Source organism: Marinobacter sp. SS21, assembly GCF_028369065.1.
In the GTDB taxonomy this organism is placed as follows: domain Bacteria; phylum Pseudomonadota; class Gammaproteobacteria; order Pseudomonadales; family Oleiphilaceae; genus Marinobacter.
Map to the genome: position 1 here is coordinate 1 of NZ_JAQNDA010000013.1, position 12,423 is coordinate 12,423.

Genomic DNA, 12,423 nt, shown 5'->3' on the forward strand with positions numbered 1-12,423 from the left:
GATTTTTGCCGGATCTGAGCCCATTCAGGTCGGACGCCTGGAACGAAAAATGCCCCGGAGAGAGTCCGGGGCATTTTTGCTTGGCCGCCTGAAGGCTGTATAACTCGTTTTTACACAGCCTCCATGAGGCGCCCTTTGTGTCTCCGGGGTCAGCGTTACTTGGTGCTGACAAACTCCGGATAGGCTTCCATACCGCACTCGGACAGATCCACGCCTTCGTACTCGTCTTCCTCGCTCACCCGCAGGCCAATCACCGCCTTGATGATGCCCCAGACGAACATGCTGGCCACAAAGACCCAGGCGAAGATGGTGATGGCGCCGATGATCTGGCCGGAGAAGCTGGCGTCACCGTTGGTGACCGGAACCAGCAGCAGACCCAGCAGACCGCACACACCGTGGACGGAGATGGCGCCGACCGGGTCGTCAATGCGCAGCTTGTCCATGGTGACGATGCTCAGCACCACCAGCACACCACCCAGGGCACCGAACAGGGTTGCGGTCAGCGCGCTCGGCGTGGACGGCTCAGCGGTGATGACCACCAGGCCCGCCAGGGCGCCGTTCAGCAGCATGGTGATATCGGCCTTGCCGAACATCAGGCGAGCCATAACCAGGGCGGCAATGGCGCCACCGGCGGCAGCGGCGTTGGTGTTCAGGAAGACCATGGCAACTGCGTGGGCGTTGGAGATGTCGCCCAGCTTCAGTACGGAACCGCCGTTGAAACCGAACCAGCCCATCCACAGGATGAAGGTACCGAGTGTCGCCAGCGGCAGGTTGGCACCCGGGATGGCGCGAATCTCGCCATTGGCGCCGTACTTGCCTTTACGAGCGCCGAGCAGCAGAACACCGGCCAGGGCCGCGGAGGCACCTGCCATGTGTACGATGCCGGAACCGGCGAAGTCGCTGAAGCCCAGATCACCCAGGGAGTAGAGGCCGAACACGGACGCGCCGCCCCAGGTCCAGGCTCCTTCCATCGGGTAGATAAAGCCGGTCATGACCACGGCGAACAGCAGGAAGGCCCACAGTTTCATGCGCTCGGCAACCGCGCCGGACACGATGGACATGGCGGTGGCTACGAACACAACCTGAAAGAAGAAGTCGGAAGCGCCGGAGTAGATGGAGCCGCCTTCGAAGCCGTCTTCACGGCCGGCGAATTCGCCCAGCACGCCGGCCACGTCGACATCGCCCATGCCGGACAGGAAGATGTTGCCGCCGTACATGATGGCGTAGCCGCACACCAGGTACATGGTGCAGGCAACCGCAAACAGGGCAACGTTCTTGGTCAGAATCTCAGTGGTGTTCTTGGCGCGTACCAGGCCGGCTTCGAGCATGGCGAAGCCCGCAGCCATCCACATAACTAATGCGCCGCAAACAAGGAAATAAAAGGTATCTATTGCATACTGCAGGTGAAAGATATTGCTTTCCATTAAGAAGCCCTCCGCACGAGGCTTTTTCAGGTAGTTGGTTTTTTGCGCTGGCTGTTCCGGTAATCGGGGGGCGTATTAAACCGCCTCTTCTCCAGTTTCACCGGTCCGAATCCGGATGGCCTGCTCCAGTTCGGTGACGAAGATTTTGCCATCGCCAATCTTGCCGGTGTTGGCCGCCTTGGTGATGGACTCGATGACCTGGTCCAGCAGGTTGTCGCCAATGGCTACCTCAACCTTCACCTTGGGCAGAAAATCAACCACATACTCGGCGCCGCGGTAGAGTTCGGTGTGGCCTTTCTGGCGACCGAAGCCCTTAACCTCAGTGACGGTAACGCCTTGAACGCCAATCTCGGATAGTGCCTCACGGACATCATCCAGCTTGAAAGGCTTGATGATAGCTGTCACAAGTTTCATTGGTATCTCCTTGGTAATTCCGTCTCAACTACTTTAGGCCAAATTGGCCGGAGTTGAACTCGGGATGCTGCCACCTCGCACACGAATTGTGCGGATTGCGTACGAGGTTATTAGCATCGTGTGTGCCAACGCAAAAAAATCTTATAAAAACAATGGTATGCCTTTTGATTGTTCCGACGCGGTACGTCGTGGCGCCCCATTATAGCGCACATGACGGGTCGTCGATCCATCATGGTGCATGGAGAATGCCCAATTTGGGCCCACGTTTTCCCCAGCCGGCGATCCAGCACTCAGTATGGCAGGACCGGCGATGTGTTACACTCCTTCCCCGTCATATCGATAGCCATGCCCAAGTTCATGTCCGTCATAACATCGAGGTGAATAGTGAAAGGTCCCCAGGATTTCCTGGCCCAGCTCCAGGGTCAGTTTGGTCAGTTCGTTCCCGACATGGCCCGCGCTGCCCGCGACGACTTCGAAAGCCATGCCCGTGCCACTGTGATGTCAGTCCTGTCCCGTCTTGAGCTGGTCACCCGTGAGGAGTTTGATGCCCAGCAGGCGGTGTTGATGCGGACCCGGGAAAAAGTAGAGGCGTTGGAACAGCGGGTTGCGGCACTGGAGCAGGCCCTGACCCGGGATTGATGAGCCAGTGCTGTGCCCAGGGATCGGGTGCGGCCAGCTCGCTTCCCGCAAGGTTTTCCTTGCGGGCCTTGGTTACTGACACCACGATTACTTACACCACGGAAGGTTATTATGCTTGCCACTGTTCATACCCGGGCCTGCCTGGGTGTATCTGCGCCTCGGGTGACGGTTGAGGTGCACCTCTCCAATGGCCTGCCGGCCCTGTCGATCGTTGGGCTGCCGGAAACCGGGGTCAAAGAAAGCAAAGACCGGGTCCGCAGCGCCTTGCTCAACGCCGGCTTCGAGTTTCCCGCCAAACGAATCACCATCAACCTGGCACCGGCGGACCTGCCCAAGGAAGGCGGCCGTTTTGATCTGCCCATCGCCCTGGGCATCCTGGCCGCGTCCGGGCAATTGCCGGCCGAGGCGCTGGCCCGCATCGAGTGCTTGGGCGAGTTGTCGCTGGACGGTGCCCTGCGGCCGGTCAAGGGTATCTTGCCGGCGGTGATGGCCGCCCGCCAGGATGGCCACCAGTTGCTGATTCCCGCCGCCAATGAAGAAGAGGCTTCCCTCGCCGCTGCCGAGGATGTGTTTGCCGCCGGCCACCTGCTGGCGGTCTGCGAACACCTGAGCGGCAGCCAGCGTCTTGCCGCTGTGGGTCCCATGGCGAGCCAGGCCACTCCAACCCAGGGCCGTGACTTGGCCGAGGTGCAGGGTCAGCATGTGCCTCGACGGGCCCTGGAGATTGCCGCTGCCGGCGGGCACAACCTGATTCTGTTCGGCCCGCCAGGGACCGGCAAGAGTATGCTCGCCAGCCGCTTGCCCGGAATTCTGCCACCACTGGCCGATGCCGACGCACTGGAGGTAGCCAGCGTTCATTCCATTGCCGGTATGCCGGTGCGGTCCGGGCGTTGGCGGCAGCCACCCTATCGCGCACCCCACCATACCGCGTCATCGGTGGCACTGGTGGGTGGTGGCAGCAGTCCGCGACCGGGGGAAATTTCCCTCGCCCACCAGGGTGTACTGTTTCTCGATGAGTTGCCGGAATTTGACCGCAAGGTGCTGGAGGTGTTGCGGGAACCGATGGAGTCCGGCGAGATCGTGATTTCCCGCGCCGCCCGTCAGGTGGTGTTCCCGGCCCGATTTCAGCTGATCGCGGCGATGAATCCCTGCCCCTGTGGTTACCGCGGACACCCGGCCATCGAGTGCCAGTGCACGCCCCAGCAGGTCATGCGTTACCAGGCCAAGCTGTCGGGGCCGTTGCTGGACCGCTTCGATCTCCACGTGGAGGTGCCGGTGCAGCCAGGGGAGTTGCTGCTGACGCGGAACCCGCAGGGCGAGAGCAGTGCCTGTGTCAGGCAACGGGTGGAGCAGGCCCGCGCGCGGCAGCTGGCCCGCGGCGCCATCAATGCCAGGCTGGCTGGGGCTCAGTTGCAGGAGGTGTGTCGGCTCGATAGCGGCGGTGAGCGTCTGGTCACCCAGGCGGTGGAACGACTGGGCCTGTCGGCGCGGGCTCTGCATCGGGTGTTGCGGGTAGCGCGGACGGTGGCCGATCTGGCCGGTGCCGACGCGGTACGCCAGGGGCATCTGGTGGAGGCGCTGGGGTATCGCAAGTTGGACCGGCAGCCGACCGGTCGTGGTACCGCCCCGGTCGGCTAGTGGCCCTGAGCGGCGCGGCCCGGTTGCCGTGAGGATACCTCGGACATCTCTGGTAAACTGTGCGTTCTGCCCGGGCCTGATGATCAGGCCCGTCTATTACTCCATCAACGAGCATTGGTTTTTTGAGGACACAAGATGACAGACCGGCCAGAGCAGCCTGATGCTAACCCAATCACCACCCGCCGGGGCATCCGCAGTTTCGTGTTGCGTCAGGGCCGGATGACCGTCGGCCAGAAAAATGCCTTCGAACGATGCTGGCCGCGCTTTGGGCTGACTCGGGAACATGGGGTGATTGATCCCCGTGAGGTGTTCGGGCGCAGCGCCCCGCTGAATCTGGAGATTGGCTTCGGCATGGGTAAATCGCTGGCCGAGATGGCCGCGGCGGCGCCAGAGCAGGACTTTATCGGCGTAGAGGTACACCTACCGGGCGTTGGTGCCCTGCTCAAGGAGGTCGAAGAGCGGGGCCTGGAAAATGTCCGGGTCTATAACGTGGACGCCAATGACGTCATCGACCTGTGTCTGCCGGAGGCGTGTCTCGACCGGGCGATGGTGTTTTTTCCGGACCCCTGGCACAAGAAGCGCCATCACAAGCGCCGCCTGGTCCAGCCGGAGTTTGTGCAGCGAATGCGTCACAAGCTGCGGGTAGGGGGGGTTCTGCACCTGGCCACCGACTGGGAAAACTACGCGGAGCATATGATGGAGGTGATGATGGCGTCGGAAGGCTTTGCCAACACCGAGGCGGGCAGCGCGTTTGCGCCGCGCCCGGACCATCGCCCCATCACCAAGTTCGAGCAGCGTGGCGAGCGCCTGGGGCACGGCGTCTGGGACCTGATGTTCCGGCGAACCAACTGAACCGGCAGCGGGGCGGTCAGGATTATTCGTGATGCAAGGGGTGGCGGCGAGCGGCCCGCAGGATGATCAGGCCCGCCGCGCCGAGCACCAGCCCGGTGAACTTGACCAGGGCGCAGATGGTGGCTGCGAGGCTGACACTGTCGCTGGCGGTGGGCAGGTTGTTGAGCAGCAGGGTGTTCTCGGCCATGTCGCTGAGCCCGGCGCCAATGAACAGGGCCCTGACCCAGTGGCCAATCTTGCGTTCCCGGATGCCGGGCCGGTCCAGCAGCAGATAATTGGTCAATAACACCAGGCAGACCGTATACACCACGACTAATGCGTAATCCAACCACAGGGAAACCTGGGCCCAGAACAGCCCCTGATCACCCCAGCTGGCGATCATGACGCCGGCGCGTTCGGCGGTGGCCGCGAGCTGAAAACTGAATATGCCCTTCGGTGCATCGGGTGATACCAGCAATTGGTTGATGGCGAGCAATCCGCACAGCAGGGCGAGGCTGATCAGTGCGCTCACTTTCAGGCCCCTTGGCACCGCTGGCAGGGCGGGCTCTCGCATCATAAGAATCGCTCCAGCACACTGTTAAGGTATCGTTGTCCGTGTTCGGTGGCCTGCAGCCGGGTCGGCTCCAGCAAACGTTCCGCTCTCAGTTCGTTCAGTATTACAGCAATCGATTCGATGGGTAAACCGGTGCGCTCGACAAACACCGGTTCCGCAACCCCCGCCCTCAGACGCAGCGCGTTCATCATGAATTCCAGGGCCAGTTCGTCGGACTGGATGGTCTGGCTGCCTGCGGTTCGGCTGCCAATGCGATTTAGATAGGCGCCCGGTTGCCGCGTTTTCCAGTAGCGGCGGACACTGCCGTCGGCCAGGGTCACCTTGCCGTGCCCACCGGCGCCCAAGGCCAGGTAATCACCGAAGCTCCAGTAATTGAGGTTATGGCGGGAAGACTGGCCGGCTTGGCTCCAGGCCGACACTTCGTAGTCGTTGAATCCGGCGCTACGCAATCGCGCGGCTCCGGCCTGGTGGATCGCCCAGAGCCGATCGTCGTCCGGCAGCTCCGGTGGGCGGCTGTAGAATTCGGTGTTGGGTTCCAGGGTCAGCTGGTACCACGACAGGTGTGGCGGTTGCCAGGCCAGCGCCGCTTCAAGGTCCGCCAGGGCATCCTCGGGTGTTTGCCCAGGCAGGCCGTGCATCAGGTCCAGATTGAAGTTGCCAAAACCGGCCCCGATTGCAGCCTCGATGGCCTCCTGGGCAGCCTGGTCATCGTGGATGCGGCCAAGGGTCTTTAGTTGCTGGCGGTCGAAGCTCTGGATGCCCAGGGACAGTCGGTTGATGCCCGCCTGAAAGAAGCCCAGGAAACGGTCTTGGTCAACGGTGCCGGGATTGGCCTCCAGGGTGATTTCGGCGTCCGGAGCAATCAACAGCTCCTGGCGCAGGGCATCGAACAGTTGCTGGTAAAACGCCGGCGACATCAGCGAGGGGGTGCCGCCGCCGATAAACACCGTCTGAATGGCCCGCCCTTGAATCAGTGCCCTGTCCTGGTGCAGATCCTCCGCAATGGCCGCCAGATAGTCCGCCTCCGGCGGGGTGGCCTCGAGGGCGTGGGAATTGAAGTCGCAGTAGGGACATTTGCGCACGCACCAGGGCACATGCACGTACAGGCTCAGTGGCACCTGAGCCGGGATCGGTGGCACGGCGACCTCAGCCACGGCTCAGCTGCTGCAGCAACAGCTCCAGGGCTTGGCCGCGATGGCTGAGGCGGCTTTTCTCGGCCCGGCTGAGTTCGGCGGCGCTGCACTGTTTGTCGTCGATCCAGAACACCGGGTCGTAGCCGAAGCCGCCTTGCCCGCGTCGTGCCGTCAGGATCTGGCCGGACCAGCGGCCATGGCACACGATGGGGGTGGGGTCTTCGGCGTGGCGCAGGTAGACCAGCACACAATGGAACTGGGCGCTGCGCTGCGGGGCCGGCGTGGTTTCGAGTGCCGCCAGCAGGGCGTCGATGTTGTCACTGTCGCTGGCATCGGGCCCGGCGAAACGGGCCGAGCGGACCCCGGGCAATCCGCCCAGTGCGTCCACCGCGAGGCCGGAATCATCCGCCAGTGCCGGTAACCCGGTGACGCGGGCGGCGTGGCGTGCCTTGAGAATGGCGTTTTCCACGAAGGTGATGGCCGGCTCCTCGGCTTCGCTCACACCCAGTTCCCGTTGCGGCACCGGGGTCAGCCCCAGTGGCGCCAGCAGCTCGGTCAGTTCCGCCAGCTTGCCGGCGTTGTTGCTGGCAATCACCAGCCGGTTGTCTTGATTGGTCATTCTTCGTTATACAGTGTGTGGGCGAATCGGATCGGTAGGTCGTCACCGGCACCGGTGGGCCGGGCGGTCACGTGGAAGGTCAGCAGCTCGCCGGAGCGGTACTGGAACTCCGAGATGAAGTACACCGCCTCGCCTTCCTGGATGCGGCGGAACGCCAGGAAGCGGGGTTGCTGGATGTCGTTCAGCATCCGTCCCTCGACCTGACCGCTGATGGTGGCCAGACCGCCCAGTTCGTTTTGCTGCATGATGCTGATGTTGAGGATGCCGATGGCCCGACTGCGGGTCAGGTTGTTCTGGGCGGCAATCTCGGGGGTCAGAAAGGTGCTGGGGAAAACGCTGTAATGCACCTGGAAATCACCGAAATCCACCGATTCGGCCAGCGCGGCGAGTGGGCACAGAACCAGGCTGACGATCAGCGCCAGGGTGGAAAAGCAACGGGCGAACGCATTCATGGTCAATCCTCCTGCCGAGTAATCCGGTAAATGGCGATCTGTCCCAGCATGTTCGGCCACAGTCGGCTGAACCAGCGGTCCTGGTGGTCGCCATCCACCACCGTACGGTTCTTGATGCGGAAGTTCTTCCGATAACACAGCGCCTCGAAATCCTTGAACGTGCACAGGTGGATGTTCGGGGTGTTGTACCAGCGGTAGGGCAGGGTTTCCGATTCGGGCATTCTGCCGTGACGCATCAAATACCAGCGTAGTCGCCAGTAGGCAAAATTGGGAAATGTAACGATGCCTTCCCGGCCTAACCGGAGCATCTCATCCAGTACCTTGTCTGGGCGTCGAACCGCCTGCAGCGCCTGAGTCATCAACACCACGTCGAAACTTTGGTCGTCAAAATTCTGCAGCCCCTGGGTGTCGAGGTTTTGCTCGATCACGGCCACGCCCCGGGACATGCAGGTGGTGATGTGGTCGGGGTTGATCTCCAGGCCAAAGCCGCTGGCCTGTTTCTCGCGCTGCAGATGGTCCAGCAGGGTGCCATCGCCGCAGCCGAGGTCGAGCACATGGCTGCCGGGTTTGATCCACTGTTCGATGATTTGCAGATCGGTTCTCATGCGTTGACCTCCCGGGCTACCCGCGCCATGTAGGCGCAGAATACGTCGGTGTACCTGGGGGTGGGGATCAGGAAGGCATCGTGACCCCAGGGGGCGTCGATCTCGGCGTAACTGACTTTGCGGCGGGCCGCCACCATGGCATTCACCAACTCCTCGGACCGCGCCGGGGTAAAGCGCCAGTCGGTGCTGAAGGACAGCACCAGAAACTCGCAGCGGGCATGGGTCATGGCCTCGGCGAGGTTGTTGTCGTACTCGTAGGCCGGGTCAAAATAGTCCAGCGCCCGGGTCATCAGCAGGTAGGTATTGGCATCGAAGGTTTCGGAAAACCGTTCACCCTGGTAACGCAGGTAACTCTCCACCTGGAACTCGGCGTCGTAACCGAACTTGTAGGCCTGGTCCCGTAACTCGCGGCCGAATTTTTCCCCCATGGAGGCGTCCGACAGGTAGGTAATGTGACCGATCATGCGCGCCAGCATCAGGCCACGGCGGGGCACGGTGTCGAAGTCGTGGTAGCGGCCGTCGTGGAATTCCTGGTCACTGGTGATGGCGTTACGGGCGACCTCGTTGAAGGCGATGTTCTGGGCAGTCAGCCGCGGCGTGGAGGCGATGATCAGCGCGTGCCGCAGGCGGTCCGGGTATGACAGGCTCCACTGCAGTGCCTGCATGCCGCCGAGGGAGCCACCCACCACCGCAGCCCAGCACTGGATGCCGAGGCGGTCGGCAAGGGCTGCCTGGCTGTCGACCCAGTCCTTGACCGTCACTACCGGGAAGTCCGGACCATAGGGTTTACCGGTCGCCGGATTGGGGGAGTTGGGGCCGGTGCTGCCATGGCAACCGCCCAGATTATTGAGGCTGACCACGAAGAAGCGGCGGGTATCGATGGGTTTGCCGGGGCCGATGCAGCTGTCCCACCAGCCCGGCTTGCGGTCGTCCATGCTGTGGTAACCGGCAGCGTGATGATGCCCACTCAGGGCATGGCAGATCAGGATGGCGTTGCTGGCGTCGGCATTCAGGGAGCCATAGGTTTCCACCACCAAGTCGTAGCTGTCCAGCGTTTGGCCGCAGGCCAAGGTAATGGGAGTGTCGAAATGCAGGGTCTGCGGGGTAACTACCCCGACAGAATCCGGTGGCAGGGAATCGGGCATCGGCGCGCGTAAGCTTCCTGGTTCGGTCGGTAAAACTCTGACAGAGTGTGGTGGCCGGCGGCACGGGTCCCGGGTGGGCAATGCGCTGGCCAGCCCTGCAGTTTAAAGGCCGCCCTGCAAGGCTGCAACTGTCAGTGTCGCCGACGGTCCGGGACCGCGCCGGACGCTCAGGCGAGGCCGGAAAGCTTCACCACTTTCTGCTGGATCAGGGTCGGAGCCGGTTTGCGGATTTGGCGATGCATGCTCTCCGCCAGTTCCAGCTGTTTGCGCAGCTCGGTGATAGAGGCGAGTAAGCGCGCCCGTTCGGCCTTGCTGTCGCGGTCGTGACGGACCATGTCCCGCAGCCGCCGGATCTGGTGCTCCAATAGCTGCTTTTGCTCCATGGAGTACTGCATGATCGGCAGCAGCGCCTCGCTCGGCCAGCGCTCGACGTCCTTGCGAACCCGCTGGTGCAGGGTGCGGGCTTCGCTCACCAGGATATTGAAAAAGCGCCGGATCAGCAGGTTCTGCTCGGTGAGCAGGTTTTTCGGGTTGAGGCGGAAGCGGTTGGCCTTCTTGCGCAACTCGCGGATTGCAATAACATGGCGACCGGCGCGGAGCGGGATCGGCTCCAGATGGCGGGCGCGGGTGTCTTCGTTGTAACGCCGGTAAATGGCCGCCACCATTTTCTCCGCCAGCTGGCCTTCGGTCATCAGGTTGTTGAGATCGCTCTCCAGCAGCTCGAAGAAATGGTTCATGCCGCGGTTCAGGCCGGCGGTGGTCCAGCTCTTGGTCAGCAGCTTGCGAACCTTGTTGGCATGGCCTTCAAAGCGTTCTTCGCTCACCAATTGATTGAGGGTGATGCCCTGGGACTGCATCAATCGGCGGCTGGAGCGCAGGGTGATCAGCTTCTTGTAGTAGAAGTCGTAGTCGTTCTGGGAGCGGTCGGCGAGCCGGCGCAGGGCGTCGCGGTCGATGTGGGTGTCCGAGCAGGCCTGGAATTCTTCTTCCAGAACCCCCAGACGGCTCTGGATGGCGGCCTGGCTGTTTTGCAGCATGCCCAGCAAGTCATTGATCAGGCTTTGGGTGATCAACTGCTCCTTGTGGACCAGGATGCGGTCGATGATCAGGTTTTCCAGGTTTGGCAGGTTGCTGCGCTGCAGCAGCGCTTCGTCCTTGCGGACCTTGGCCAGCAAGCCCTGCTTGGCCGAGACCGGAATCACATCGGCGCGGTGCATGCCCAGGTGGTCGGCGGTGTACTGCTGGACCCGTTCGATGGCGTCCTGAGTGTGATGCTCGCCCTGCAGGTCGTCCCACAGTACATCGATCTTATTCAGTACCGCAAAGCGTCCGGCGCGATGGTCGGCGTCTTCGGTGTTGATGTGCTCTTTCCACAGGGTCATGTCGCTGGCCGTCACCCCGGTGTCGGCGCTGAGCAGGAAAATGACCGCATGGGCGTTGGGCAGCATGCTGATGGTGAGTTCAGGTTCGGAGCCCAGGGCGTTGAGTCCTGGGGTGTCGAGAATACGCAGGCCGCGTTCGAACAGCGGATGGCGGATGCTGATCTGGGCGTTGCGCCAGGCCGGAATCAGCACCTTGCCGGGAGCGCCCCGGTCCACTTCCAGCATGCTTTCCTCAAAGCCCAGCTGGCGCGCCTCGGCGGGTGTCACGCTCTTGACACGGGCGACCTCGGCCAGCACTTCCCGCATCACCTCGGGATCGTTGTCGTCCAGTTCGTGGTGAACCCAGTGTGCGGGCTGTTTGCGGAGCTGGTGTAACGAGAGGTCGCCGCTGCGGGTTTCCACCGGAAGCAGTCGCAGATAGTTACGATTCTCGGCGCGGTCAAAAAACAGCTCGGTCGGGCACATGGTGGTGCGTCCGGCCTGGGAAGGCAGCATGCGCTGGCCATAATTCGAGAAAAACAGGGCGTTGATCAGCTCGGTTTTGCCGCGAGAGTACTCGCCAACGAACGCGATGGTCAGCTCATCCTCGATCAGCAGTTCCAGGCCGTTACGAATCCGGGTACTGATGTCGTCGGAGAACAGGTCGTTGTCTTGCAGCCAGAGCCGGTAACGGCTGATCTGTCGGATCAGCTCTTTTTTCCAGGCGTGGTAGGCTTCCACCTGTTGGGAGAGGCTCCCGTAATTGTTCATGATATTGACCTTCCCCAATCGTGCAGCGCGATAATCCGAATAATACGACTAAAAATAGCGCGATATCTTCCCGGCGGCTCGGGCTCGCCGCCGAGGGCAGGGCCAGTTCGTGGTCCGGGCAACCGCTGTTGCATTAAAAGTATATAACAATCAGTTGGTTGCCAGCTGAGTTTGGGCGTGTTATGTCCTGTGTTAGTTTGTTAACTATTGCAAACTTGCGAACCAGCCTACAGTCCCACGCCGATCGCGCTCAGGCCTGCCGCCTGGGCCAGACTCTGGATGACCTGGCCGACCACGCTCAGAATCAGGAACACCACTATCGGCGACAGGTCCAGGCCACCTACCGGCGGCATCAGCTTGCGCACCGGTCGCATCACCGGCTCGGTGATCTGGGCCACCAACTGAATGGCGGGATGATGACTCTGCGGCGCGATCCAGCTCACCACCACCACCGCGATGACGGACCAGAAGTAGATCTTCACAATTAGTCCCACCACGGTCAGTGCCGACCAGGTCAGCAGGGTCAGCGGATTGATGCTGGGCAGACCGCCGTTGAGGGTGAACAGGATCAGCAGGTAGGTGAGGCACTGTATCAGTACCGCCAGTACCAGCGAGGCGCCGTCAATGCCGCCCCAGCCAGGAATGAGCCGGCGCAGGGGGCGTAGCAATGGGTTGGTGGCTTTCACCACGAACTGGGAAATCGGGTTGTAAAAGTCGGCCCGCGCCAGCTGCAGCAGGAAGCGCAGCAGCACGATGGTGAGATAAAAGGTGGAGGCGATCTGCAGTACGGTAATGAGGATGTGGGCCAGCATCAAGC

13 protein-coding genes are annotated in these 12,423 nt (G+C 62.0%); 3 read left to right on the forward strand and 10 right to left on the reverse strand.

All coding sequences use genetic code 11. The features are described 5' to 3' along the window. Positions 1-155: 155 nt before the first annotated feature. Together N6L25_RS15450 and glnK are read right to left on the reverse strand one after the other, a co-directional pair. Entirely contained in the window at positions 156-1,424 is a 1,269-nt protein-coding gene (locus N6L25_RS15450) for an ammonium transporter (protein ID WP_271982016.1), read from the reverse strand. Positions 1,425-1,499: 75 nt separating this feature from the next. Continuing rightward, the gene (gene glnK / locus N6L25_RS15455; RefSeq protein WP_004578958.1) at positions 1,500-1,838 is read right to left on the reverse strand and encodes a P-II family nitrogen regulator; all 339 of its coding nucleotides are present in this window, start codon (positions 1,836-1,838) and stop codon (positions 1,500-1,502) included. A gap of 384 nt (positions 1,839-2,222) precedes the next feature. Between glnK and N6L25_RS15460 the strand changes: the two genes are divergently transcribed. The 3 genes from N6L25_RS15460 to trmB all read left to right on the forward strand — a co-directional run bounded on the left by N6L25_RS15460 (position 2,223) and on the right by trmB (position 4,967). Further along, a complete protein-coding gene (locus N6L25_RS15460; RefSeq protein WP_271982026.1) occupies positions 2,223-2,477 on the forward strand; it encodes an accessory factor UbiK family protein in 255 nt (84 codons plus the stop codon). Between the two features lie 111 nt (positions 2,478-2,588). Next, a complete protein-coding gene (locus tag N6L25_RS15465) occupies positions 2,589-4,115 on the forward strand; it encodes a YifB family Mg chelatase-like AAA ATPase (RefSeq protein WP_271982028.1) in 1,527 nt (508 codons plus the stop codon). Positions 4,116-4,250: 135 nt separating this feature from the next. After that, positions 4,251-4,967, forward strand: a complete 717-nt coding sequence (trmB, locus tag N6L25_RS15470) for a tRNA (guanosine(46)-N7)-methyltransferase TrmB (RefSeq protein WP_271982031.1) — start codon at positions 4,251-4,253, stop codon at positions 4,965-4,967. A gap of 22 nt (positions 4,968-4,989) precedes the next feature. Here trmB and N6L25_RS15475 read toward each other — a convergent pair whose 3' ends face one another. The 8 genes from N6L25_RS15475 to N6L25_RS15510 all read right to left on the reverse strand — a co-directional run bounded on the left by N6L25_RS15475 (position 4,990) and on the right by N6L25_RS15510 (position 12,418). Beyond that, the gene (locus tag N6L25_RS15475) at positions 4,990-5,523 is read right to left on the reverse strand and encodes a hypothetical protein (RefSeq protein ID WP_334312400.1); all 534 of its coding nucleotides are present in this window, start codon (positions 5,521-5,523) and stop codon (positions 4,990-4,992) included. Next, a complete protein-coding gene (gene hemW, locus N6L25_RS15480; protein ID WP_271982032.1) occupies positions 5,520-6,674 on the reverse strand; it encodes a radical SAM family heme chaperone HemW in 1,155 nt (384 codons plus the stop codon). The genes N6L25_RS15475 and hemW overlap by 4 nt, the downstream gene beginning before the upstream one ends. Then, positions 6,667-7,272, reverse strand: coding sequence for an RdgB/HAM1 family non-canonical purine NTP pyrophosphatase (rdgB, locus tag N6L25_RS15485; RefSeq protein ID WP_271982034.1), 606 nt, complete (start codon positions 7,270-7,272; stop codon positions 6,667-6,669). The genes hemW and rdgB overlap by 8 nt, the downstream gene beginning before the upstream one ends. Next, complete coding sequence (locus N6L25_RS15490; protein ID WP_271982037.1) at positions 7,269-7,724, reverse strand: DUF4426 domain-containing protein; 456 nt, start codon at positions 7,722-7,724, stop codon at positions 7,269-7,271. The genes rdgB and N6L25_RS15490 overlap by 4 nt, the downstream gene beginning before the upstream one ends. Positions 7,725-7,726: 2 nt before the next feature. Then, positions 7,727-8,329: a methionine biosynthesis protein MetW gene (gene metW, locus N6L25_RS15495; protein ID WP_271982039.1), complete on the reverse strand. Its 603-nt coding sequence runs from the start codon at positions 8,327-8,329 to the stop codon at positions 7,727-7,729. Continuing rightward, positions 8,326-9,474 (reverse strand): homoserine O-succinyltransferase MetX, encoded by a 1,149-nt coding sequence (gene metX / locus N6L25_RS15500; RefSeq protein ID WP_271982041.1) that lies wholly within the window; start codon positions 9,472-9,474, stop codon positions 8,326-8,328. Before metX ends, metW begins: the two co-directional genes overlap by 4 nt. 167 nt (positions 9,475-9,641) lie before the next feature. Next, on the reverse strand, positions 9,642-11,606 hold the full coding sequence (locus N6L25_RS15505; protein WP_271982044.1) for a dynamin family protein: 1,965 nt from the start codon (positions 11,604-11,606) through the stop codon (positions 9,642-9,644). A 227-nt stretch (positions 11,607-11,833) separates the two neighbouring features. After that, positions 11,834-12,418, reverse strand: a complete 585-nt coding sequence (locus N6L25_RS15510) for a YggT family protein (RefSeq protein WP_271982046.1) — start codon at positions 12,416-12,418, stop codon at positions 11,834-11,836. Positions 12,419-12,423: the final 5 nt, after the last annotated feature.

Coding starts and splice junctions, on each gene's coding strand:
- N6L25_RS15450 (WP_271982016.1), bottom strand. CDS start 1,424: ATGGAAAGCAATATCTTTCACCTGCAGTATGCAATAGATACCTTTTAT.
- glnK (WP_004578958.1), bottom strand. CDS start 1,838: ATGAAACTTGTGACAGCTATCATCAAGCCTTTCAAGCTGGATGATGTC.
- N6L25_RS15465 (WP_271982028.1), top strand. CDS start 2,589: ATGCTTGCCACTGTTCATACCCGGGCCTGCCTGGGTGTATCTGCGCCT.
- trmB (WP_271982031.1), top strand. CDS start 4,251: ATGACAGACCGGCCAGAGCAGCCTGATGCTAACCCAATCACCACCCGC.
- N6L25_RS15475 (WP_334312400.1), bottom strand. CDS start 5,523: ATGATGCGAGAGCCCGCCCTGCCAGCGGTGCCAAGGGGCCTGAAAGTG.
- rdgB (WP_271982034.1), bottom strand. CDS start 7,272: ATGACCAATCAAGACAACCGGCTGGTGATTGCCAGCAACAACGCCGGC.
- N6L25_RS15490 (WP_271982037.1), bottom strand. CDS start 7,724: ATGAATGCGTTCGCCCGTTGCTTTTCCACCCTGGCGCTGATCGTCAGC.
- metW (WP_271982039.1), bottom strand. CDS start 8,329: ATGAGAACCGATCTGCAAATCATCGAACAGTGGATCAAACCCGGCAGC.
- metX (WP_271982041.1), bottom strand. CDS start 9,474: ATGCCCGATTCCCTGCCACCGGATTCTGTCGGGGTAGTTACCCCGCAG.
- N6L25_RS15505 (WP_271982044.1), bottom strand. CDS start 11,606: ATGAACAATTACGGGAGCCTCTCCCAACAGGTGGAAGCCTACCACGCC.
- N6L25_RS15510 (WP_271982046.1), bottom strand. CDS start 12,418: ATGCTGGCCCACATCCTCATTACCGTACTGCAGATCGCCTCCACCTTT.